General features: G+C 60.8%; 19 protein-coding genes. 4 read left to right on the top strand and 15 right to left on the bottom strand.

The features are described from left to right. Positions 1 to 98: 98 nt before the first annotated feature. The 6 genes from nrdF to ACGG9J_RS06370 all read right to left on the bottom strand — a co-directional run bounded on the left by nrdF (position 99) and on the right by ACGG9J_RS06370 (position 5,667). On the bottom strand, positions 99 to 1,094 hold the full coding sequence (gene nrdF / locus ACGG9J_RS06395) for a class 1b ribonucleoside-diphosphate reductase subunit beta (RefSeq protein ID WP_390135336.1): 996 nt from the start codon (positions 1,092 to 1,094) through the stop codon (positions 99 to 101). 65 nt (positions 1,095 to 1,159) lie between these two features. Next, the gene (gene nrdI, locus ACGG9J_RS06390; RefSeq protein ID WP_390134636.1) at positions 1,160 to 1,648 is read right to left on the bottom strand and encodes a class Ib ribonucleoside-diphosphate reductase assembly flavoprotein NrdI; all 489 of its coding nucleotides are present in this window, start codon (positions 1,646 to 1,648) and stop codon (positions 1,160 to 1,162) included. A 178-nt stretch (positions 1,649 to 1,826) separates the two neighbouring features. Further along, positions 1,827 to 2,927 (bottom strand): histidinol-phosphate transaminase, encoded by a 1,101-nt coding sequence (locus ACGG9J_RS06385; RefSeq protein WP_390135335.1) that lies wholly within the window; start codon positions 2,925 to 2,927, stop codon positions 1,827 to 1,829. 145 nt (positions 2,928 to 3,072) lie between these two features. After that, positions 3,073 to 3,366 (bottom strand): co-chaperone GroES, encoded by a 294-nt coding sequence (gene groES, locus ACGG9J_RS06380; RefSeq protein ID WP_015022393.1) that lies wholly within the window; start codon positions 3,364 to 3,366, stop codon positions 3,073 to 3,075. A gap of 174 nt (positions 3,367 to 3,540) precedes the next feature. After that, positions 3,541 to 4,911: a hypothetical protein gene (locus tag ACGG9J_RS06375; protein ID WP_390134633.1), complete on the bottom strand. Its 1,371-nt coding sequence runs from the start codon at positions 4,909 to 4,911 to the stop codon at positions 3,541 to 3,543. A gap of 102 nt (positions 4,912 to 5,013) precedes the next feature. After that, positions 5,014 to 5,667, bottom strand: coding sequence for a GNAT family N-acetyltransferase (locus ACGG9J_RS06370; protein ID WP_390134631.1), 654 nt, complete (start codon positions 5,665 to 5,667; stop codon positions 5,014 to 5,016). 79 nt (positions 5,668 to 5,746) lie between these two features. Here ACGG9J_RS06370 and ACGG9J_RS06365 point away from each other — a divergent pair, with 79 nt between their 5' ends. From ACGG9J_RS06365 to mscL, 4 genes are all read left to right on the top strand, one after another. Continuing rightward, positions 5,747 to 6,424: a 5-formyltetrahydrofolate cyclo-ligase gene (locus ACGG9J_RS06365; protein ID WP_390134628.1), complete on the top strand. Its 678-nt coding sequence runs from the start codon at positions 5,747 to 5,749 to the stop codon at positions 6,422 to 6,424. Between the two features lie 101 nt (positions 6,425 to 6,525). Continuing rightward, on the top strand, positions 6,526 to 6,732 hold the full coding sequence (locus tag ACGG9J_RS06360) for an FmdB family zinc ribbon protein (RefSeq protein WP_390134626.1): 207 nt from the start codon (positions 6,526 to 6,528) through the stop codon (positions 6,730 to 6,732). A gap of 83 nt (positions 6,733 to 6,815) precedes the next feature. Further along, positions 6,816 to 7,769, top strand: a complete 954-nt coding sequence (locus ACGG9J_RS06355; RefSeq protein WP_390134624.1) for an SAF domain-containing protein — start codon at positions 6,816 to 6,818, stop codon at positions 7,767 to 7,769. Further along, the gene (gene mscL, locus ACGG9J_RS06350) at positions 7,756 to 8,283 is read left to right on the top strand and encodes a large conductance mechanosensitive channel protein MscL (RefSeq protein ID WP_390134622.1); all 528 of its coding nucleotides are present in this window, start codon (positions 7,756 to 7,758) and stop codon (positions 8,281 to 8,283) included. The genes ACGG9J_RS06355 and mscL overlap by 14 nt, the downstream gene beginning before the upstream one ends. 9 nt (positions 8,284 to 8,292) lie before the next feature. Here mscL and ACGG9J_RS06345 read toward each other — a convergent pair whose 3' ends face one another. The 9 genes from ACGG9J_RS06345 to ACGG9J_RS06305 all read right to left on the bottom strand — a co-directional run bounded on the left by ACGG9J_RS06345 (position 8,293) and on the right by ACGG9J_RS06305 (position 22,365). Further along, on the bottom strand, positions 8,293 to 8,526 hold the full coding sequence (locus ACGG9J_RS06345) for a hypothetical protein (RefSeq protein WP_390134620.1): 234 nt from the start codon (positions 8,524 to 8,526) through the stop codon (positions 8,293 to 8,295). After that, a complete protein-coding gene (locus tag ACGG9J_RS06340) occupies positions 8,526 to 12,236 on the bottom strand; it encodes a helicase (RefSeq protein ID WP_390134617.1) in 3,711 nt (1,236 codons plus the stop codon). Before ACGG9J_RS06340 ends, ACGG9J_RS06345 begins: the two co-directional genes overlap by 1 nt. An 8-nt stretch (positions 12,237 to 12,244) precedes the next feature. Then, positions 12,245 to 13,759, bottom strand: coding sequence for a variant leucine-rich repeat-containing protein (locus ACGG9J_RS06335; protein ID WP_390134615.1), 1,515 nt, complete (start codon positions 13,757 to 13,759; stop codon positions 12,245 to 12,247). A gap of 250 nt (positions 13,760 to 14,009) precedes the next feature. Beyond that, the gene (locus ACGG9J_RS06330; RefSeq protein ID WP_390134613.1) at positions 14,010 to 15,545 is read right to left on the bottom strand and encodes a glycoside hydrolase family 30 protein; all 1,536 of its coding nucleotides are present in this window, start codon (positions 15,543 to 15,545) and stop codon (positions 14,010 to 14,012) included. 52 nt (positions 15,546 to 15,597) lie between these two features. Beyond that, on the bottom strand, positions 15,598 to 17,139 hold the full coding sequence (locus tag ACGG9J_RS06325) for a glycoside hydrolase family 30 protein (RefSeq protein ID WP_390134610.1): 1,542 nt from the start codon (positions 17,137 to 17,139) through the stop codon (positions 15,598 to 15,600). Positions 17,140 to 17,482: 343 nt separating this feature from the next. After that, positions 17,483 to 17,863: a 50S ribosomal protein L7/L12 gene (gene rplL / locus ACGG9J_RS06320; protein ID WP_110452615.1), complete on the bottom strand. Its 381-nt coding sequence runs from the start codon at positions 17,861 to 17,863 to the stop codon at positions 17,483 to 17,485. 101 nt (positions 17,864 to 17,964) lie between these two features. After that, on the bottom strand, positions 17,965 to 18,486 hold the full coding sequence (gene rplJ / locus ACGG9J_RS06315; RefSeq protein WP_390134607.1) for a 50S ribosomal protein L10: 522 nt from the start codon (positions 18,484 to 18,486) through the stop codon (positions 17,965 to 17,967). A gap of 225 nt (positions 18,487 to 18,711) precedes the next feature. Next, complete coding sequence (locus ACGG9J_RS06310; protein WP_390134604.1) at positions 18,712 to 21,417, bottom strand: alpha-L-rhamnosidase-related protein; 2,706 nt, start codon at positions 21,415 to 21,417, stop codon at positions 18,712 to 18,714. Between the two features lie 54 nt (positions 21,418 to 21,471). Beyond that, the gene (locus ACGG9J_RS06305) at positions 21,472 to 22,365 is read right to left on the bottom strand and encodes a YesL family protein (RefSeq protein ID WP_390134602.1); all 894 of its coding nucleotides are present in this window, start codon (positions 22,363 to 22,365) and stop codon (positions 21,472 to 21,474) included. Position 22,366 lies beyond the last annotated feature (1 nt).

The following is a 22,366-nucleotide window of genomic DNA, read 5'->3' as shown; positions in this document are numbered from 1 at the left end:
CCAGCGCGAGCCAAAACTACTATATGTGCTATTGATAACGGAAACGGTGAGCATATCTAGGGTTTTCTGTGCCCAATATCACACCGGTTCCGATTCGGTCAGAAGTCCCAGTCGTCGTCGTCCGTGGACTCGGAGTGCCCCATGACGTAGGAGGAGCCCGAACCCGAGAAGAAATCGTGGTTCTCGTTGGCCGAGGGCGACAGAGCCGCCAGGATCTCCGAGCTGACATCGGTCTGGTCGGCTGCGAACCGGGCCGGGTAGCCCAGGTTCATGAGCGCCTTGTTGGCATTGTAGCGGACGAAGGCGAAGACATCCTCGACGAAGGGGAAGCCCTGATAGATCTGCCCGGAGTAGACCATCTCCAGGTCGTAGAGCTTGTCCAGCAAATCATTGGTGAACTTTTCCAGCATGGCCTGGTCAGCCTGGGTCCTCTCCTCCAGGCCCCGCTGATACTTGTAGCCCGAATAATAGCCGTGGATGGCCTTGTCACGCAGGATCAGACGGATCATGTCAGCCGTGTTCATCAGCTTGGCATGGCTGGAGAAGTAGAGGGGCAGGTAGAAACCTGCATAGAGCATGAGCGAGGAAAGCATGGTGGAGGCCACCTTGCGCTTCAGGGGATCCTCACTGACATACTCGTGCAGGACCGTGTGGACGCGCTCCTGGAGGACATCGTTGGCCACGGCCCAGCGGTAGGCCTTGTCAATCTCCTCGCTGGAGCAGAGGGTGGAGAAGACCGAGGAGTAGGAGCGGGCGTGGACAGACTGCATGAAGGCGATGTTGGTGTAGATGGCCTGCTCCTGCTCGGTGCGTGCGTGATCAATCTGCACCAGCTCGCCGATGGTGGCCTGGGTGGTGTCCAGCATGGTCAGTCCGGTGAAGACACGGACCGTGGTCTGGCGCTCATGATCGGTCAGGGTGTTCCAGGATGGAATGTCATTGGACAGCGGCACCTTCTCGGGCAGCCAGAAGTTGGAGACCAGGCGGTTCCAAACTTCCAGATCCTTTTCGTCGGTGATCTTGTTCCAGTTGACCGGACGGATCCTGGCCTCAGGAGTGATTCGGTATTGGGGCGGGGTGATGGATTTGCGCATCATCTCGTCGTCGGCATAGACGCTGGACTCTGTCTTGGTGCTTTCTTGGGTGTTTTCCTGCTGGCTCATGACAGAACCGCCTTTCGTGAATCAGTCGACTGCTGCTGGAGCCGCACTCCCATCCCGGCCAGAATGGCCCTGACCGCTTGAACATCCTCCGAGGTGCCCAGCAGCTCGAAGCGATAGAGCTCAGGGACGCCGCACCGGCGGGCTATCAGCGGGCCGGCCGCGCAATAGGCGCTGCCGAAGTTGCGATTGCCTGAGGTGACGACTCCGCGGATCAGCCCGCGGTTGACCGGATTGTTCAGAAAGTGGATGACCTGTTTGGGCACTGCCCCCTTGGCTGACCCGCCGCCATAGGTGGGCACCAGCAGAAGGTAAGGCGCATCCATGACGAGCATCGGCTGGCGCCGCTCGTACAGGGGAATGCGGAGAGGCTCCTTCACGCCCAGCCGCTGCACAAAGCGGTGGGTGTTATTGGAGACGCTGGAGAAATACACCAGCCTGGAGGCGCCATCGGGAGGATCGCGCCGATCCACATCTGCTAAGGACATAGGGACTGCTGCTCCTTGATAAACACTATATATTGGATTGGTTTGGCCAGCCAACCACAATATATAGGTTTATCCAAGACGACACAAGCTCATCCAAGCAAAACCGCCTCCGCTGTGACATTCCATACAACAGCGAAGGCGGCAATCAAATACGTTTATGTTCGAGCCGGTGCAATCTTCAATCGGAGATCGGATCTTGCAACAGACCCTCTCGGCGCAGGTCGGCGCAGACCTCCAAGACCCGGTCGTTCGCCTCCCGCTCCCCCACGGTGATGCGGATGCCCTCGCCCGGGAAGGTTCTGACCGACAGGCCGGCATCGCGGAAGCGCTGATCAGCCTGCGCGGCGGCCTGACCCAGAGGCAGCCAGTAGTAGTTCGCCCGAGGTTCAGGAATATTCCACCCTTGATCCTGCAAACCAGCCAGTATCCTGGCCCGCTCCTGCTTGAGCGCCTGGACCCGTTCGGACAGGCGGTCCTGTGCGTCCAGGCTGGCCATTGCCGCCGTCTGGGCCACATCGGTGACGCCGAAGGGCAGGGCCACCTTGTTCATACCGGCGATGATCGGCTCGGCAGCCACGGCGTATCCGATCCGCAGCCCCGCCAGTCCGTAAGCCTTGGAGAAGGTCCGGGCGACTATCACATTGGGATGCTCGCGCATGAGCGCCAATCCGTCGGCTCGATCGGGGTCGTCATTGAACTGTATATACGCCTCATCGAAGAGCACCGGCAGGTCTGCCGGCAGGGCTTGCAGCAGACGCTCGGCCTGAGCCCGGTCGACGTTGGTCGCAGTCGGATTATTGGGATTGTTGACAATGACCAGTCTGGTGTGGTCATTGACTGCGGCAATCATGGCCTCGACGTCATGCCGCCCCTCCTTATCCAGGGGCACGGGCACCCCGGTGGCGCCGGCCATGGTGACGATGATGGGATAGGCCTCGAAACTGCGCCAGGGATAGACCACCTGGTCGCCATGACCGGCCACCAGATCAACCAGCTGGGTAATGACCTCGGTGGATCCGCATCCCAGCTGGATGCATGCGGGATCCACTCCGTGCAGCCGGGCCAGCCGCTCTACCAGAAGGGTGCCATGCATGTCCGGATAGCGGTTCAGATGGCCCAAGGCCTGTTCGGAGACAGTCTGGAGCACGCCGGGCAGGGGCGGATACGGGTTCTCGTTGCTGGAGATCTTGTAGCTGGTCAACCCGGGAATGGCAGGTGCCGGGCTGCCCTGCCGGTACCCGGGCAGGGCATCAATACTGGCGCGATGACGATAGTGCATGGGCACCATGCTAGCGGCAACCATATGTCCCTGCGGTGCATGGTCCGCTGCACGGTCCTCCTGTGACACGCAAAACGGCCCCTGGTCCCGCTAAAGGACCAGGGGCCGCCATCACCACCGCGTGCGGCGATGCAGAACCAATGCCTTACTTGAGAATGGCCAGAACATCGCGCGCAGACACGATCAGGTAGTCCTCGCCGCCGTAGTTGACCTCGGTGCCGCCGTACTTGGAGTACAGAACCTTGTCGCCAACCTTGACATCCATGGGGATGCGCTCGCCCTTGTCGTCACGACGGCCGGGACCCGCTGCCAGCACCTCTCCCTGCTGAGGCTTCTCCTTGGCGGTATCGGGAATGACCAGCCCTGAAGCGGTCTTGGTCTCCGCCTCAGCCTGCTTGATGACGATCTTGTCTTCCAACGGTGTGAGTGAAATCGACACTGTGGACCTCCTACATCTTGTGAGAACAGCCAATGAACCCACGCCGGAACGTCGATGAGAGGCTGACGAACACTCACCACGCATTCCTTTGCGCTACAAGTCATAGTAGCGCGAAATTAGCACTCTGCCAACTTGAGTGCTAACGCTGGTGGTGAAAGGATATCGCCGATTGATTCAGGACTTGGCTGCCGGACGGCGCCGGGCCAATATGGCCTCCACGCCGATGGACAGGGAATCGTCGCTGCGGTCAGGCGCATCAACCTGGGCCTGCATCTCCTGCTTGTGAAAGTCGTCGGGCCGTCCGCCGGCCTTGGTGGTCTGATTAGACTGCTGCTTTTTAGGGGGACGAGCAACGGAGACCTGCTTGGTCGACTTGATCTCCAGGCTGTGAGGACCCTCGTCTTCGTTATTCCTGCCGCCCTTGTCCGATCCTTCGCCACGGGGAGATCCCAGGGAGAAGGAGATCAGATCCTGGTTCGCCGCCATGCCGAAGGCATCCAAGGCCGGAGAGGGATTGATGCGTTCGAGTTCATTGGTGGCATCCTCCTGGGCACTTGCTGAGGACGACATCGTAGACTTTGAGGTCGGAGCCGTCGATGCTGGGCGCTCACTGCCAGCAGACACAGAGACCGATTTGGATTTACCTGAGGGGACGACGAATTGCACAGCTGCCGACTGCGGGGGAATCGATCGGGCGGCGGACTTGGAAGCAGTGGGTTTGTCGGCCGACTGCTTGGAGGCTGCCATTGAGGCCCTGGCGGATTTGGCAGTTTCCGGTTTGGAAGCCGTCTGCTGAGCGACTGCTTGCTTGGCGGGAGTTCGTTCAGCGGCCTTCTCAGTCAACTTGACGGAACCGGCTGAGTCCTTAGCCTTGCTGCTGACTGCCGACTTTTCAGGCTCGGCTGAATTGTGCTGCCTGGCCTTGAGTGCTGCCTGCTGATCGGCTTTGGCTTGGACCAGCGTTCGACGGATCTCACCCTGATCCAGCACATCCGTAGCCGTTTCCGTGCGGGCCTCACCTTTGGCTTGTCCAGTCACGCCGGAAGCCTTGTTCGCGGTCAGGCTGGCTGCCCGCTGACGACGCTGACGATCACGCCGCTGGGCCAAGTTGCGTTCCCAGGCCCGCGCCTGGGCCGAGGCATGTGCACCAGCAGCCAACACCACTATCAGCAAGGCCAAGGGAATCAGAGTGAGCCATGCGCTATAGCCCATAAGGAAGGAGAAACCAGCCACCAGTACCGTGACAATCAGCAGAGCAAGGACCAGGATACGACGACGGCGTATGGCCGCACGGCGCAACTGTCTGATCTGCTTGATCCGCTGGGCCTGACTCCGCCGGTTGCCATCCTGCTGCCCTTGCTGCATGACCAACCCTTTCACCGTCATCGACTGCCTGTCGCAGAACCTCATGCCGTCTTCCCCGCCCACCATATGCAAGGAGGTGGAAAGCCTGTCCTGGCGATGCTCCGAGGCCCGCTTCATGCCCTTGATGGTGCGAAACGGCAACCAACCCAGCACCAGAATCACCGCAATCACCAAAACCACGATGCTGCTTAGTGATTCATAAACCATAGGTACTACGTTAGTTGACGGTATGCCCCAAGCGGCAAGTCAAGCCCAGCGTGTCGGCCATGGCGCCACTGGAATTCACAGACTGGCAAGCAGATCCGGATCGAATTGGTCGCTGATCAAGGCAAAGGTCAGGTGGTCGCGCCACTGTCCATTGACGTACATGTAGCTGCGGCGCAGCCCTTCAGGCTCCATGCCCAGCTTTTGGACCACGCGCAGGGACCGCTCGTTTTCAGGCAGAATCGCCACCTCGATCCGGTGCAGATGTGGTCCATTTTCGTTCCGGAAAGCCCAATCAGCCAGCATGGCCAGGGCCAGGGGCGCGAAACCATGGCCAGTCCAGTCCTCATCCACCCAGTAGCCCGCCGTCGCCATGCGCATGGACCCGTAGCGGATGGCGCCCAAGGAGATCTGCCCCACGATGCTCTGATGAAACTCCATCAGGAAGACCGCTTCGGTGCCCTCCTGCCGAGCACGCTCCAGCTGCTGCATCCACTGGACATAGGTCATGCCGGGTTCGTGGCGAGGATCCCCGGATTCCCAAGGGGCCAGCCACTCCCTGTTCTTCCACCGAACCGCGTTCCAAGCCGCCTGGTCGTCCTCGCGGATGGGCCTGAGCAGGAAGTCCCCATGACCTGAAGGCGGGGCCAGACAATCAGGCAGATCCAGGGCATGCTCAGAGCGTGTCCGGGAACCTTGCCATACCTGACGGAAGGTGTGCAGAACCGACATGACTCCATGTTCTCACTGAACGACGATCGAAACAGGCAGGCGTCCATTAGAGGGAGCTCCTGCTGGTAGAACTGAGGGCATGAAGGAGCAGGAAAGCATCGACATGGACAAGCAGGATCAGCGCAACCATCTGCTTGAAGCCCGCAGGCGCATCGACTTGGCTCAATGCATGGACGCAGGCCGCAAGCTGGCCGATCTGCTGGCTGACCAAGTCTTGCCCAAGGTCGAACGCCCCCGGCGCCGCCAGCCCCTGACCGTGGCCGCATTTTCCTCAATTCGAGGGGAGATAGCCATGGATCCCAGCCTGGACCTCCTGCTGCGCCGGGACGACCAGGTGCTCATCCCAATGCTGGGCACGGGCATGCAGGTGGGCTGGGGACGCCTGCGAGCACGACAGGATCTGAATGACATGAAGCGGATCCCCGGCTGGCGTCCGGACGAACCCGATACATCGGCCCTGCCATCGCAGGCCTTGAATCAGGCCGATCTGATCCTGGTGCCGGCACTGGCCATCGACCATACCGGCATTCGTCTGGGACGAGGCGGCGGTTGGTACGACCGGGCCCTGACCATGCGTGCAGATCGAACTCCGGTGGTAGGCATCTGCTGGCCCGACGAATTCATGGAATCCCCACTGCCGCATCTGGACCATGATCTTCCCGTGGATGCCGTCCTGACACCTGAAGGCTTCACGCCTACAGCCACAGGCCTGTCTCGAAGGCCCAAGGCAGACCATAATGGGGATGAGCAAGGCTGACGAAAGGCCCGGCCCCGATCCCTCTGGTCGAAGCCACCACTAGGATATTGGGTGTTGAACCAATCGTCGAGCGAACCGACCATCAGCGGAGGGAAAGAACGGTGCCCACCTATCACTATCGTTGCAAGAACTGCGGATATGACTTCACCAAGGAGCAGTCCTTCAACGACGAACCCATCACCATCTGCCCCAAGTGCGGGCAGCAGCAGGTCCGCAAGATCTTCTCCGCAGTGCCCATTGAGTTCAAGGGCCATGGCTTCTACCGGACCGACGGAGCCTCATCCTCCTCTTCAAGCTCCGACAAGTAACAACAAGCAGGCTGAGAAGCACATTCGACCACATCGACCATACTGGTCCCCTGCGCCGGCCAAGATCCCGGCAAGCTGGGGGCATGGTCGATTTTTCTGTTTTCACCCACAAAGCCACGCCTCCATCCGCCGCTGGATCCCTTAACCGTCGGCGGCGGATTTTTCGACTGAGACGTGCGGGGGCCGCTCTGGCACTTGGATTGGCAGTCTTCTGCACCCTGCAGGTCCTGATCCAGGCTCAAGGCCGCCTGTCTGTACTGGTCGCTGCGCAGCCTATTGCACGCGGATCAGCCATCGAACCTGCCATGGTGGAAACGCGGATCCTGCACAGCAGGGAACGGTTGCCCGGCCTGATCTCCTCCTATGGACAAGTACGCGGGCAGCGGCTGATCATTGGAGTTCATAAAGGACAGCCTCTGACGACGGCCATGATCAGTGGGCGACCGGCACAGCCGCCCGGGACCACCCCGGTGACCGTTCGTCTGGCCGACGATCCGGGGGACCTGCAGGCTGGCGACCAGGTGAGTTTGCTGGCCTCGGGGGACTGCCCGGCTGGTGTGGGCCCGCATCCTGCCCAGCCGAGTTCTCAGTCACAATCCTCCGTGCAAAACCGACCAGTTTCTAACCGGGAACCAAGACTTCCCCAAGGCCAGCAAGTCAACGACGCACGCACCCAGACATCCGGGCAGCCCCCAGGCATTGGGCACTGCGTGATAGCTGAAAAGGCACTAGCGCTACAACCGGCTCAGACCATCGACAAAGATCGATCCGACCCAGCAGGACGGGAGAGCAACCAAGCCCGGCAAGGATCCCAATCCGTCTTCGCCCTGGATGCCAGTCAGGCTCTGCTCTTGCTATCGCTGGACCCATCCACCCCCGTCATCGCCATCCGCCCGGACAGGACTTCTGTATCGACACCCTCCAGTCATGTCGGAAAACCGAAACCATCCCGGGCCCGCGATAATGGAGAAAGAAGGAGGCATGGGCGTTTCATGCCTTACCACAGCTACGGAAGGATGCAGGATGGCCTCGATTAATCAGGCAGCGGCCAAGGATACCGCCGAAGCAGTCCACAAAATCTCGCAGATCAGCAACAAGGGCGTGCTGGGCGAATTCAAACAGTTCATCTCGCGTGGGTCCATGGTGGACATGGCCGTGGGCGTGGTCATGGGTTCAGCGGTGACCAGCGTGGTCAACGCCATCGTCAACAATCTGATCAGCCCCTTGATCGCCATGATCTTCGGCAAACCGGACCTGTCGGGACTCCTGACCATCAGCTACCGGAACGCCACTATCTCCTTTGGCGCCATTCTGACTGCCCTGCTCAACTTCCTCTTGATCGCCATCGCCGTCTACTTCTGCATCATCATGCCCATCAACAAGCTGCGGCAGCTGAGCCGAGCAGCCTCCGGCATCAAGGACCAACCGAACGCACCCAGCCCTCAGGACCAGACCCTTCAGCTGCTGCGTCAGATCGCCGACGACATTCACCAGTCGAAAGGTGCAGACAGTCGGCAGACTGGAACCGGATTGCCCAGGAGCCAGGATTAGGACCGGCAGTCAGTCGCCACGCTCATTGGGGAAGAGTCCCCAGTGCGGCGGCAGCTCGCCCAGGATCCGCCGGTCATCCCCATCAATGCGATCCTGTGCGCAAACCCGGTCCTGAGGATCTTCCTCGATGCCGTCAACATCGAACCGTTCCCTGCCGGGACGAACTACACGACGATGCCGACGCGCATGCGCAGATGCGGAGTCGTCGGCCTGATTTCCACAGCCTTGCCGATCCTCTGCCATCAACGCGCCTGCTGATAGATATCGGCAAGTCGGGCAACGATCCTGTCAGCCTCCTTGTCAGGATTGACAAATGCAGAGACGCTCCAGACCGTCATAACTGACCACCCGAGATACTGCAGGTCCTCGGTAGTGAACCGGTGACGCTCTCGGGTGGACTGGGTGTGCATGAAATCGGCATCGTCAGTCAGCACAGCCAAAGCATAAGGCTTGTTCTTGAGCCCGACCACCAGCGGGATTCGGGGCGCCTGATCGTACCCGTAACCCAGAGCTACATCCAGCCCCCGGTTCCGCAGCCGCTGGGCCAGATCCCGAAAGAGCACATTGGTGGACTGCTCGTCCTGCTCCGGCCGGGCCGGTTCAGCGTCGGGATGTTCAGCCCAGGTCAGCAGCTCCTTGAGCAGACGCGGCCCAGGCTGATGAAGGCGATCATCCTCCAGATCTTCAGCGGAGAACGCCGCTACAATGTCCAGATTCCGATCCGGCAGTGCAAGGGCATCCAACAGCATGCCCTTGCCTCCTTCACCCTCCAGATCGCCAAACTGCTGCAGGAGGCGGCCATGAGCCGTCTTGGCAAAGCCTAAGGTCAGGATCGCGTCCGTTGCCCGTGCGCCGCAGACCTCGTCAATGCCGACGATGCGCACATGCCGCAGGAACTTGGCAAAAGCCCTGTCCTTGGCTGCTGCGGATTTGAGCTCGGCTCCCAGTCGTGAGCGATGGGTTGCGGACAGCGTGATCACAGTCAGCAGATAACTGCTAGGAACCAGAGAGAAAGATCCGGCCTTGCGTCTGAGCATGTCGACAACAGCAGTGACCTCCTGTTGACTGGACTCAACCAGCCCGGTGGCCATGACCGGCACGCCAGCGCCATCCACCCTGGTCAGGGTTACCTTGCCAGGCTCCCGGCAATCGGGCACAGGCGTTGACAGGCCCCCATAGCCGTGATCCTTCAGGAAGGCTTCCAATTGAATGGAGCGGCGCGAAGTACGGGCTTTGACGGTGACCGGGACCAGATGGTCGACCAGCTGCAAGAGGCCATCTGAGGTGATGGTAGGCCGGTGAGCGATGACGGCCACCTGCCGGGCACGAGCCAGCACGGTAAGCACCTGGATGGAAGGCATATGGGCCCCGGCGTCGATGATGACCGTATCAGCCAGTTGCGTCGGATTGGTCCTGGTCGCCAGCGTGGCAGGAGTCGCGATAATGATGGGCTTGGCCGCCGAGAGTATGCCAGGGTGGGCCTGCTGGAAGACCGTAAGGGAGGCACCGGGGTTGCCAGCTAGCATGGTATGCAGCTGGTTGGCCTCCTGGGTGCGTGAGAAGAGCAGCTCAGACAGGCGCTTTTCGCTCTCCTGGGCAACCATAGGTCCTACGCTGGCTACATGCTGTGCATCCACCTGGCTGAAGCGGTCGGCTGCGTTGGAAAGGGCGGAACCATCCTGATTGGAGATGATCTGCGAGGACCGCATGATGTCGTCAAATACAGTGGTCCACCAGGCCAGTTGCAGCTCGGCACGTACCGCCTTGCCCTCAACCTGACGGTTGCGCAGGTCCTGGACCAGGTCCTCCAGCCCCGCCTTGCTGAATTCGCCCTCCAAAGTGCAACGCTCAGGCAAGGTATCCAGGGCCGTATGGTCATCGAAGAGGGCCTTGAGCCGTTCCTCCACCTTGTTGAAGTCCATGGTCTCCAGATCGCCGCCAGCCGGAGTCGATGCCAGGACGGTATCCAGAGCCGTCATGTCGCGGATCAGGGATTCCTGAGTGTCGATAATGACATCCAGCTTGGGCGGCAGAACCGGCCATCCGCCGTGGGGGACAAAGGTCCGCCACTGCTCAGCCTGCTTGGAGACCACCACCAGCGACTCATGCAGATCCTCGACCTGGGCGCCAGGCCTGAGCAGGCTCTTGGCTTCCTTGACCAGACGCCGACGTTCCCAGAATCCCAGATTTGTACCGTTGGCCTTGCGATCGGCCTTGGGCTTGGTGGCTTCAATCATGGCAGGAATATCGCGCTCGAAGATGGAAGGCTGGAAGACATCCAGGACCCGGCGCAGGTTCTTGAGGACCACCACTTGCCGTCCCCAATCCTTGACGGTGGCCGGCACAGGGAATCCACAGGTCTCTACAGTGGATTTGACCTGCTCGCGGGTGTCTGGCAGGAGACGTTGCAGGAGACGAACCACACGGGAGTAAGCGTCCACAGCCTCGTTCTCGTTGACCAAGGCGGCACCGAACCAAGGAGTGTCCTGGGGGCCGATGACGAATTCGCCCAGCTCGGCAGCCCTCTCCAGCTTGTCCGCCCAGGCGTCCAGCTCGGGCTGCAGGTTGTGGGCCGTGGCTGCGCCCAGCCGGACACGGGTGGCGGGATGCGTAGGCATATTGGCAATGCTGGCCAGATTCTGAATGGTCTGGTATGCCGAAACCCCCCAGCTCGAATCCACCCCGTGCAGGTCTCCCAAGTAACGGGTCAGCCGGGAACGGACGCCAACAAGTTCGTCAGCCACCTGGTCGAAATGCTCACTGGCCTTGCCGGGTTTGAACCCCACCGCATCGATCAGCCGCTGATCCAAGTTCCTGCCCAGCTGGTCGTCAGTCAGGTCAAGGGCCATGCTGGCCATCCCGGCAGCATCCAGACGACGTTGGAAGCGCCGCTTCTCCTCCACCACGCAGGGCACATAGAGCACGCTTCTGCCAGAGGTGACACAACGCGAGGCAATGGCCAAGGCATCCTCAGCGCTGTGGCGGCCAGACTGCTCATTCACAAGCACGCTGTGCCCGGTCGCCACCAACTGGGCAGCATAGCGAACCCGGTTGCCCACATCTCCTGCCTCGAACTCACTGTGAGGGTCAGCATCAAAGGGGCTGTAGTCGGGCACTGCTCCGCCCTTGAGCCGCTCGGAGGCTGCCTGATCGCCAGCCAAGGCATCCAGCAGATCGTTGCCGGTGGATCCGGCGGTCATCCGATCCAGAATCCGCAGGCTTTCGCCCAGAAGCTGGGCCGATGGCTCAATGAAGCATCCCAGAACAATTTTCCGTTCGATGGTGAAGTCGCTGATATGCGGCGTGATCAAGGCTGTCATATCCTTGAACAGCGATGAAGTTTCAGGGGTGCCGCCTTGATAGTGGGACGCGGAAAACAGACGGTCAGGATCCAGGGTGATGCCCCGCTCGCGCATGGCCGAGATCAAGGCAGGATTAAGGTCCACCTTGCCTGTGAATCTGATGGAGGCTCTGGATGCTCCCTGTGTGCTCTCGTCGATCCGCACGGGATAGAGCAGTACGGGCATGTCACGTCCCTGCCAGGCAGCCACCCCCACCACCATAGAGAGCTGGGCGAAACCACTGGCACGCTCCTTGGCGGCCTGATCGTCCAGAACCCGCTCCATGCGCCGATGGGCCGCACGCAGCATGCCGCGGTCTCGGAAGAGCGCATCCAGATGGACCTGACCGCTGGCGAAGAGTTGGGCAATGCCTGAAGGATGCGCATGCGTCAGGTCCATCTGCGCGGCCAGCTGCGACACATTCTCCAAAGGAGTCAGTCCCACCTGGTTCTGATAATCCTGACGCCATCCTCGAATTCGCTCCAGAGGAGTCAACGGGGCCTTGACCTGTTCGGCCGCGCGGTCAGACGAAGAGCCAGCTGTTGATGCTTGTGCACCTTCAGCTCGTTTGCTCTGTTCCGATCCCCCGGTGCTCATTACCGTTTCGCTCATCCGTTCACTCACTTCCGCACCGCGTTCAGATATTCGTGGTACCCGTCATTGTTGCGTAGGGCCGCGTCGATGTCCTGATCGCCCTGAGCCTCCAACCAAGCGTAAAGATCATCATAGAGAGCAGGGTTCATAGCCAGGAAAGGCAGCAGCTGCCGATGCTTGGCCATGGCGAACTGCAGAGCGAAGTCCCCGGTGCGTTTGGCGTCATCGGAGCTCATCCCGTCTATCTCGATGGTTTCCTGGCCATGGTCATAGTCGCCCTTGGAGACCCGCTCGAAGACGGATCCGGGCTCAAAGGCCGGCTGATAACGCTGCTCATCGTCATCCGGCTTATCCGCCGGCTCAGGACGCCGGATCTGATCCGATCCCTTCTTGGACAGGCGGGCCAGCTCCACAGCTCCGAGCGGGGTGAACCCCTGGGCCAAGTCCGTTTCACTCCTCCGGCCTTGTCGCTGGCTGTCTTCTTCAGCGGCGGGCCCGGCTGAACGGGCACGACGAGCATCAGCAAAAAGGTCGCGATCGACCGGCTGTCTGTTCTCTTCTTGGGTACCGACCAAGGGCAGACCCTGCTCGGATTCGCGCTCCTGCGATGGCATAGGTCGGCTGGGTCCGCTATGAGTGCCTTGGGCCTGGGAATCCCCTCCACGCCTATCGCCACCACGGTCTTCGAATTCCCGGCCATCCGGCTGGGCGGCGTGAGCGCCGGGACGGTCCGATACCTGACCTTCTGCCACGCCGGTGTCGACAGGTCTGCTGGCAGTTTGACCATGCTGGGCTGAATCGGGATTGCCGGAATGATGAACTGGTGAGCCTTGCGAATCTGCGGACGCTGATCTATCAGTCAAAGGCGACGACGGATTGCCCTGCGAATTGCGGCAGACATGCGCAGCCTTTGAATGATCTTGTGAAATTCTGCCGGCCTCCTGGGGCGAACCGTCTGCTTTGGCGGCCCCTAAGGCCATGTCATGCAGAGCAGCGACCCGGTTGCGGACACCGTTAGCCTTGAAAATGCCGGTAGGCTCACCCGCGCGCATATCCAGAATATCGTCGACGGACATGTCAGCGGCATCAGGCTCCACCATGCCACGGGGCTGTGTGGAGTATGAAAAGAGGTCAGGCACCTGGAGCGAAGAATCGGTCTGGTCCTCTTCGGGATTGCTGATTCGTACGAAATCGGCAGGGACATCGCCGAACTGGAAGCGAGCTGAGCTGCCGGACAGGGGGAAGGCGGCATCCACAGGCAGCCTGACCAAGGAACCATCGGACTGGACCAGGTAGGATCCGTTGGTGGAGCCCATATCACGCAAGGTAGCCAGACCGTCCTGATCTATGGCGAAAATGGCATGCCGTTTGGACATGGATTTGGTCCTATCGGGCACCTCCAGACGACGCCGACCGTCATCAGCCAGCGGGCGCAGAGGCTTACGGCCAATCTCGACGGTCTCGCCGGGCTTGAGCCTGGTCTCTTCCGCCCCATTGAACTTGATTATCCACACCTGCCCCGGTCGCCGATCGTCACTCACGTTTTCGACCTCCCAAATCTGCAGCCGACTTCACTCGGTACTACCGCCTATTCTGTCATGAAACCCAGAGATAGGGTTGATTGCGTGCCGAATTAACTGATAACGGACACATGAGAGGCTTGCGGATATGTCAGCGCTGTGAACCCTCCCTGCAGGCGAAGCTTGGGCATCGACGTGATAGATATGAAACGGCGGCCGTTCCTGCCCCGGATAAAACCGTCAGAGGCGATCAGCGGCCGCCGTCACCGGATCAGGCCTGGTCGACCTCCCCCTCGTAATGGTCGTCAGCTGGGTGCGGAGTCATATGGACGACGAATTGGTCATCCTCGGGCACCGTGCTGCGGTTGATGCGATCGGAGTCTGACATATGGCAGGAGACCGTCCCGAAAGCCGGGATGCTTACTGGTCGCCAGCTGGCACCCCAGCCGTTGACGGTCAGGGCCGCCCGGATGGGTTCTTTGGTCGGATTATAGAGGATGACGCTGAGCTCGCCGTCGTCCCGGATAAAGGCGACCGATCCCAGACCGCCGGTCCGGCCATCACGGGTATGGCTCGTGGAGGCCACCCTGCGAGCGCCGACCGGCACATCCTGTCCGAAATTACGGAGCATGAAGTATTCCAGATTGCGCTTGACCCCGCCAGTTTGGGAATCAACGGTGATGACTCCGCGCCGGCCCATGGTTCGCGCCCAACTGGGCAGACCCTGCTCATCCAGGGCCAGGTTCCACAGATCGATCATGCCTACGCCCTGACGGACCAGCCCGATGCCGATCTCCCCGAACATGACGTGGCTGGCCTCGTCCACTTGCTCATCCAGCATGCAGCGCCGCTCACTCATGACTGATCGCCATCCGGGGAACTGCCTGGTGGCATTCACGACCCATTTGGGCAGGCCGGAATATGTATGCATGGCCGTACCGGCGAAGCTCTGGGCCTCGGCAGGGGTCATATAGTCGCTGACCGGGCGGCTGAAGAACCTCAGACCGTCATCGCCGAAGAAGATCTCCACCTCTGGGAAGCTGCGGTCCAGTGCCGGACGCAGGTAGTCCACCCCCCAGCGCACCAGCTCTTCGGGGGTCCAGGTCGTCATAGGCCAGGAGGGATTGTTGGAGGGTTCGTTCTGCATGGTGACGGCCGCGATGGGAATGCCCAGCTCCTGATAGGCCTGGATAAACCGGACGAAATAGCGGGCATAGGCCGCATCGACCGTGTCAAGTGGACGGTAGCCGTTGCCGCAGTATTGCCCCAACCGTAGACGCCCAGCACCCTCTAGCTGACCGCTGTCCTTCATCCAGGCGGGTGCACTCCAGGGCGAAGCCAGAATCCGCACGCCCGGGTTGATGGCCATGATCTCCTGAAGGACGGGAACCACGTACTTCATGTCCTTGGTGGCCTCGGGCGAGCCCGGCTCCCCCTGACCAATGGAGAAGTATGTCATATCCGAATCCGACATCACGCCCTCGGGCAGCTCATCATAGGAGTAGTAGCGCTGGCTGGAGAAGTCGCAGGACCCCATGGAGATCCTCAAGGTGGACAGACCTGCTTCAGCCGGATCGAAGAGCTCAGTCAGGATCCGATGACGTTGGTCGGCATCCATGGCCGTCATGAACAGGTAGGCGCTGGAGTCAGTGAGAGCTGCGCCTGCCCCCTCCCAGTACTGGTATCGTCTGGTTGGATCAATGACGATGGGAACGGCCGCGCCAGGCTCATTCGTCGCCTCTGGGATCGCGATCGGTTGTCGCCGCTGGGACAGATCCCCTGCCGTTGCGGTCCAGATCTCGTTCATGTTCGTATGTCTCCTTCCGCCGGGCTCTTTCCCGGCATCGCAAATTCGGTTCTCAGTCCTGTCCGGGAGCCTTGTCATCCACGTCGTATTCGGGCAGGTGCAAAGCGAAGTTTTCATCCTCGGGCACGGCCGAATCGTTGATCCTCTCGCTGGTCGTCGCGTGCATGGTCACGGTCCCCCATGCGGGAACGGTCACGGTTTGCCAGCGGTCCCCCCAGCCGTTGACGGTGACGGCCGCCTTGGCAGGCTCGCCCGTGGGGTTGTAGATATGGGTGGCAATGGATCCGTCCGGCGCCAGGAAGGCCACGGAGCCCAGAGAGCCGCTCCAGCCATCCGGGGTGTAGTTGCTGGAGTCGATCACTACCGAACCGGGCTCCACGTCCTGGCCAAAGCTGCGGAGCATGAAATACTCCAGGTTCCTGCGCACCTTGCCGCTGCCATGATCGATAGTGACCACCCCGCGTCTGCCGTCGGCACCGATCTGATTGGGCAGCCCACGCTCGTCCAGGGCCATGTTCCACAGGGTGATAAAGGAAGAGCCATGGCGGACCAGCCAGTTGCCGATGACCCCGGACATGATGTGGGCAGCGTCCTCGGGGGTCTGGTCCAGCATGCAGCGACGCTCGGTCATGCCATAGATCCACTGCGGATAGACCCGGTTGGCATAGTCCAGATTCGGGTAGTCGTTGTCGTAGGTGTGCAGGGTCAGACCGCTGATGGAACGGGCCTGCTCGGCAGTGACATCCTTGTCTACCGGTCCTGTCAGGCAGTGTGCCGAGTCGTCGTTGATGAAGATGCGCACCTGGGGATGCCGACGGTCCAGCACAGGCCTCAGGAAGCGGTGGGCGAAGTCGGCCTGCTGGGCCAGCGTCCAGGTCATGGCCGGCCAGGGGGCGGCGTTGGAGGGTTCGTTCTGCACCGTGACAGCCCAGATAGGAATGCCTATGGCTTCCATCTCGTCGATGTAGCGGGCGAAGTAACGGGCATAGACGCCTTCTATGGAATCCTCAAGCGGATCATAGCCGTTGCCGGTCCACTCGTTGAAGCGCAGGTGGCCGCCCATGCACAGGTGGCCGGTGTTCTTCATCCAGGCTGGGGCGCTCCAGGGCGAGGCGATGATCTTCACTGCAGGATTGATGGACAGAATTTCCTGGACAACGGGAATGATGTACTTATAGTCCTTGGTGGCGTCCGGAGCGCCCGGCTCTCCCTCCCCCAAGGAGAATCTAGTCAGATCCTTGTCATGCTGGCCGTAGGGAATGTCATCGTAGGTGTAGTAGGGCTGTGAGGACGGCTCGCAGGATCCCAGCGGAATGCGGATGACCGAAAAGCCGCCCTTTTCAGGATTGAACATGTCGTCCAGAAGAGCATGCCTTTGCTCTGCGGTTTGACTGCCCCAGATCAGCGAAGCCGCAGCGTCAGTGATGGCGGCACCGGCCCCGATCCAGGGCTGATGGCGCTGGCAGGGATCAATGATGATGGGCTTGGCATCCCTGGGCTTCTCCCCAATTGGAGGAGCTTGCAGGGGCCGGCGTCGATCGGTCAGATCTCCGGAGGTCACGGTCCAGAACTGGTTGGTGAAGGTGATGGTCATGATTGCTCTCTCGTTGTCATATCTGGGCATCGGCGTCACAGTCGATAGGACAGGGCCTTAGCTTAGCAGTGATTCCAATCATGAACAAACTGTTTCGATCAACTTCGATCATCGTGATTGGACAGTCATCCCTATGCTCCTGAGCAGCTAAACTGCAGTCACTGCGGCAGAGCTGATGCGCCCATATACATCGGTGCAGATCGGCTCAGCGCAACGCCATCACCCCTGCGCACGGCCGATAGGGTAAGTAGGGACAGGGCAGGGGGCATATAGGAGAAAAGCCCCATACCGTCATTGACGGTATGGGGCTTTTCAATATGCAAAGGCTCAGAAGAGCCGATGACTACTTGAGCTCGACAGTGGCGCCGGCCTCTTCCAGCTGGGCCTTGGCCTTGTCGGCATCTTCCTTCTTGGCACCTTCCAGAACGGCCTTGGGGGCACCGTCAACCAGAGCCTTGGCATCAGCCAGACCCAGGTTGGTGATGGCCTTGACGGCCTTGATGACCTGGATCTTCTTGTCGCCGACGGCGGAGAGGACGACGTCGAACTCGGTCTTCTCCTCCTCAGCCGGAGCAGCGGCACCGGGGGCGGCAGCGGCCACGGCCACGGGGGCGGAGGCCTCGACGTCGAACTCGTCCTCGAACTTCTTGACGAAGTCGGACAGCTCGACCAGAGTCATTTCCTTGAACGCGTCGATGAGCTCGTCAGCGGAGAGCTTGGCCATAATGGCTTCCTTTCATTTGTGGCAACCGGCATTGACTGGTAGGCCGGTCACCGAACATCTTCTTGTATTTGCCGTATGAATCCAGGGCCGAAGCCGTGGAATCAGGCGGCCTTTTCCTGCTTCTCGCGCAGGGCGTCGAACGTGCGCACAGCCTTGGTAGGCACAGCGACGAACAGGTTGGCGGCCTTGGACATGGTGCCCTTGAGCGCGCCGGCCATCCGGGAGAGCAGAACATCGCGGGATTCCAGATCCGCGATCTTCTTCATGGCATCTGCATCAGCAACGGCTCCATCGATGAAACCACCCTTGACGATCAGTGCCGGGTTGTCCTTGGCGAAATCACGCAGCGTCTTGGCGGCATTGACGTAATCACCCTTGACGAAGGTGATGGCGCAGGGGCCGGCAAGCATCTCATCGAGACCCTCGACTCCGGCCTCTTTGGCCGCAATCCGGGCAAGCGTGTTCTTCGCCACGTTGTAGGAAGTATCGCGGCCTAGCTTGTTTCGCAGATCGGCGACCTGCGGAACACTGAGCCCGCGGTACTCGGTGAGGATGATGGCATCGGCGTCACGGAACTTGTCCGTCAGCCTAGCGACAGCCTCTTCCTTTTCGGGCCTTTTCATGGCGTTCCTTCCTAGACAGACCTATGGAGGGAACCGGACGGCCGAGCCTGGCAGGCAAAAAGAAAGCCCTGCCGACAACAGGCAGAGCGAAAGAGTCACAAGGACCCATCTGAAACTCAACCTGTGCTGGCTCGAACAACCGAACTTAGGAGACCCAAGGGTCCCGACCAACGGTCTTTGGTATGCAAGCGCCTATAATACACAGATCAGCAAGGACCGTCAAGTCTATAGTCGCGTCACCACCAGATGGTGATGGCCACAGGACAGCGCATCCGTAAGAAGGGATCCTGCTCTGCAACGGATCCCGGCCACCCGGCTCTCGGCATCCAAGGCCTTCAGCATGATCGGCGACCCGTCCAGTAAGGCCTCGATCTGGCCTCCTGGTCTGACGCCGAGCACAGGAGGGATGATCAGATAACCCCGGCAGCCCTGAGGCACCGCCAACTCCAGATCGATGCCCGGCAGAAGAACGAACCCGGGCCTGGCATCTGCACTTCCTTCGAGCCTGTACGACAGGTGGATATCCCCAGTGGGCACGGGCATGGTCAGCTCCGCCCGGTCCAGACTTCCAGGCTGGGGAGCGGCAACGAATTCACGGTACCCGGGCTTCAAAGGCCGCAGCCCCATCAGCCCGCTGGAAATCAGCCAGACAGGCGAAGCCCCCCAGGGGTGCGAATAGGTGGTGTTGGATTTGATCGACGGGTCCCAGGCCTCCATGGTGCCTCCAGCGCCCTGATCCAGCATGTGCTTCCAGGTGCGCATGCCCTCCCCTGCCGAAAGCAGAGCCAGAGCATCAGCCCCTAGGCCTGATCGATAAAGTCCATCCAGAAGCACAGCGGCCGCATAGGCGCTGCAGGCCATCCCCTTGTGACGCAGATAGGCACCGACCGCCTCCAGACGGGCAGGATCCGAGGGAGGCGCAAAAGCCAGCACGAAGGCCGATGCATGCATGGCGCAGTGATCGATGGCCGGGCCGTCGGGACCGTTGAGCAGCCCATCCCGGTAGGCGCCGACCGCTGGATCGTAGAGCCGCTCGTCCAAGGCATCATGCATTTTCCTGGACACCTCTCGCAGATGGGCGGCTCTATTGCGATGGCCCAAGGCCCATGACAGACGAGCCATGGCCTCATAGGCGGCACTGGACAGTGCATTAATGACCGTGTTGACACGACCGAAGACATATCCGTCACGTTCCACGGGCGGCCAGTCGACCAGGTCTCCATCCATCTGGCTGGAAGCGCCCGGGTCCTTGACGACCAACCCGCTGTCCTGGTCCAGGTATCTGTCTGGCAGCAATCCCATCAGCCGGTCGTATTGGGCCGCAGCCTGAGTCAGATCTCCGGTGTGCATCCAGGCATCATGCACAGCCAGGATGCTGTAGAGGGGCCACTCGGTGGGCCAGGTCCTGTTGGCGATCAGATAATCCACACTATAACGACCCAGGGCAGGCGCATCATCCAGAACCATATGAGCCCGCTGCTGAATCCAAGCATCAGCCTCATAGGGGGCCCGCTCCCTGGTCCACGAATCGACGTAGATGTCGGCATTGAGCCCCCTGATGGTGTTCCGTCCCAGCTGCCAGACCCGTTCCAGCAGGGGCCTGTCGCAATGAAACCTGGCGTGGTCGTCATAAACCGGGGCCTCAAGGCACTCCGCCCACAGCCCCCCGTGGGACAGGCTCGCCAGCAGCCCTTCGTGGTCAGCCTCCGCCGACCATGCCAGCTCCAGATATCGAAAGACCCGGATCCCCCAAGTCTGCGCCCGGTTGCTGCCAGCCTGCAGCCGCCAGTGATCCTGATAGACATTGGAGGTGGCCAGGCGGTAGCGAACGCCGCCTTGGCCGTCTAGGACCTCCCCGTAGCGGACGGTCAGGTCCAGATGTTGCGACAGCTCCACCCGCAGTCCGATGCCGCCCATCCGCACAGAGCCGAAGTCCAGCAGAAGATGACCAGGGGCAGCCTCCAGAACCCGGTGAACTTCCACCCGAGTCAGTCTGGTACCGTCTGCAGGAGCCGCCAGACACTTGGAGAATGGGGGCCTAATCCGGACTTTGGGCCATGCGGAGTCGTCAAAGCCCGGGCTGGAAAATCCCCAGGGATACCGGGCCAGATCAATGTCCTCAGCCGGAGCCTGATAGTAGGTTGTTCCGATGGAGGCGCTGTCGGGAAAGGCCCCAGCGCCGCTAATAGCCTTCCATTCGGTGTCCGTACCGTAGTGCTCCACCCTGCCATCAGGCCGACCCACATCCAACTGGGCCTGGAAGCGTCGTCCCTCCATGGCATAGGCCACCACGCCCAGAACATTATCCGCCCCGGGGCGCAAGAGCCCGGTAACCTCGTAACCCCTGTAGCGGTCCTCTCCATCCAAGGGAAATACCGGTCCGCAGCCCAGAAAACGCCCGTTGAGCCATAATCGGTAGACAAACTGTCGCGCAGGTACAGTGCTGTCAGCGGTCGCGTACAGACTAGCCCAGAGGATCGGCCCCGGGGGCAGCCGGACCACACCACGCATCAGCGCCCAGCCTTGGGCATTGCCCCGGGACCCTGAGGAGCTTCTTTCGTCCTCTGCGGACCAAATGGCTTGAGCTTGCCAGACCTTACCAGGCCCCGTGCCAAAGGTGATGGGTTCAGAACCTATCAGCCGATGGCCCTGCGCATCCAGCAGGAGAACGGTCAGCCAATACCGTCGCGAAGGATCCATATCAGGTCCAGGCAGACGGCTTCCATTGAGCTCGTCCGCGGGCTGGATGCCGGTGTCTGCAAGCATCCCACCCTTGGGCTGTTGGAAAACCCGTACCCGAGCGAAACGGACCTTATCCGCCCAGGACGGCAGGGGATCCAGCCTCCACCTGACCGTGGGCCTGGACCCCGGCTCGATATCTACAGGACGGCCCCGGTCCTCGATCAACACCTGCAAAGGCCCACAGCCCATTCCAGCAAATCCCCTTTGAGTCTGCTCGCAAATACAACTTTTCTTCATAACCCGCTATTGCCGGTAGTCCTTTAGGGCAGTAAAGGAGGAGCCCTTGCCGTCAGCCTCAGGCAGTCCATACATGGCCTGAACACCTGGGTCCCCGCTCTCACGGGCCATCTGCCGGAAGAAGGGATCAGCCTGCCAACGCACAGCAGCCCAGACCAGATACCAGATCAGGCCTGTGGCCAGAAGAGCCACCAGGATGGGCGAGCGCATCAGCCCCCAAGCATACCCAGCCAGGACAGCCAGCGACAGAACCAGCATGTACCAACGGCGCACCGACAGGAGGAGGCCATTGACCAACACCTTGCGGATTCGCGCCCGAGGATATTCCACCAGCAGCACCAAGGCGACCAGGCCGGCCTGCAACAGGAGCAGCAGGCATACCACGATCGGGAGGAACAAGATCTGACCCCATGAGAGCTGTGATGCGATCTGCAGATCATAAATCAGCGCGAAAGCGATGAGCCCCAGAGGCAGCCAAGCCGCCCATGATCTCAGGGCCAGAACCTTGTAGGCCCGCCAGTAGGCGCGGAAGAATCCATAGACCGTCCCCGAGTCCACATAGGGTTTCGCTATCCAATCCGGCAGAGGATGTCCACGCTCCATCATGGAAGCCACAGCCTGCCGCCTGGCCTGGGCAGTAGTCGAAGACAGCCCGGGATGATCGCGATAGACGGCGAAGAGGGATGCCAGACCAGGCGCGGACAGCACGGCTGCCAGCAGATAGGTCGGGAAATACTGCGGATCTCGCAGAAAAATCAGTACTGCAACCAAAGGCAGCATCCCTAGCAGGGAGCAGCATCCAGCCCCCAGCACCACAGCAATGGAGTTGGTGATCCCCAGGAGGGCCCGCATGGCGTAGCCCTTGGCGGGACGCCCCTGGTCGCCATCGCTTCCAGCCAAT

Origin of the sequence: Bifidobacterium apicola (genome assembly GCF_042846865.1) — a bacterium.
GTDB lineage: Bacteria > Actinomycetota > Actinomycetes > Actinomycetales > Bifidobacteriaceae > Bombiscardovia > Bombiscardovia apicola.
Note: the sequence above shows the minus strand (reverse complement) of the source record. Positions and strands in the feature narration are given on the sequence as shown.

What these genes read in the sequence shown, in the direction of transcription:
- ACGG9J_RS06355 (WP_390134624.1), top strand. Translation starts at nt 6,816, where the DNA reads ATGGTCGATTTTTCTGTTTTCACCCACAAAGCCACGCCTCCATCCGCC.
- ACGG9J_RS06370 (WP_390134631.1), bottom strand. Translation starts at nt 5,667, where the DNA reads ATGTCGGTTCTGCACACCTTCCGTCAGGTATGGCAAGGTTCCCGGACA.
- ACGG9J_RS06325 (WP_390134610.1), bottom strand. Translation starts at nt 17,139, where the DNA reads ATGACCATCACCTTCACCAACCAGTTCTGGACCGTGACCTCCGGAGAT.
- nrdF (WP_390135336.1), bottom strand. Translation starts at nt 1,094, where the DNA reads ATGCGCAAATCCATCACCCCGCCCCAATACCGAATCACTCCTGAGGCC.
- ACGG9J_RS06310 (WP_390134604.1), bottom strand. Translation starts at nt 21,417, where the DNA reads ATGGGCTGTGGGCCTTTGCAGGTGTTGATCGAGGACCGGGGCCGTCCT.
- mscL (WP_390134622.1), top strand. Translation starts at nt 7,756, where the DNA reads ATGGCCTCGATTAATCAGGCAGCGGCCAAGGATACCGCCGAAGCAGTC.
- ACGG9J_RS06330 (WP_390134613.1), bottom strand. Translation starts at nt 15,545, where the DNA reads ATGAACGAGATCTGGACCGCAACGGCAGGGGATCTGTCCCAGCGGCGA.
- nrdI (WP_390134636.1), bottom strand. Translation starts at nt 1,648, where the DNA reads ATGTCCTTAGCAGATGTGGATCGGCGCGATCCTCCCGATGGCGCCTCC.
- rplL (WP_110452615.1), bottom strand. Translation starts at nt 17,863, where the DNA reads ATGGCCAAGCTCTCCGCTGACGAGCTCATCGACGCGTTCAAGGAAATG.
- ACGG9J_RS06340 (WP_390134617.1), bottom strand. Translation starts at nt 12,236, where the DNA reads ATGAGCGAAACGGTAATGAGCACCGGGGGATCGGAACAGAGCAAACGA.
- ACGG9J_RS06385 (WP_390135335.1), bottom strand. Translation starts at nt 2,927, where the DNA reads ATGCACTATCGTCATCGCGCCAGTATTGATGCCCTGCCCGGGTACCGG.
- ACGG9J_RS06345 (WP_390134620.1), bottom strand. Translation starts at nt 8,526, where the DNA reads ATGGCAGAGGATCGGCAAGGCTGTGGAAATCAGGCCGACGACTCCGCA.
- ACGG9J_RS06365 (WP_390134628.1), top strand. Translation starts at nt 5,747, where the DNA reads ATGAAGGAGCAGGAAAGCATCGACATGGACAAGCAGGATCAGCGCAAC.
- rplJ (WP_390134607.1), bottom strand. Translation starts at nt 18,486, where the DNA reads ATGAAAAGGCCCGAAAAGGAAGAGGCTGTCGCTAGGCTGACGGACAAG.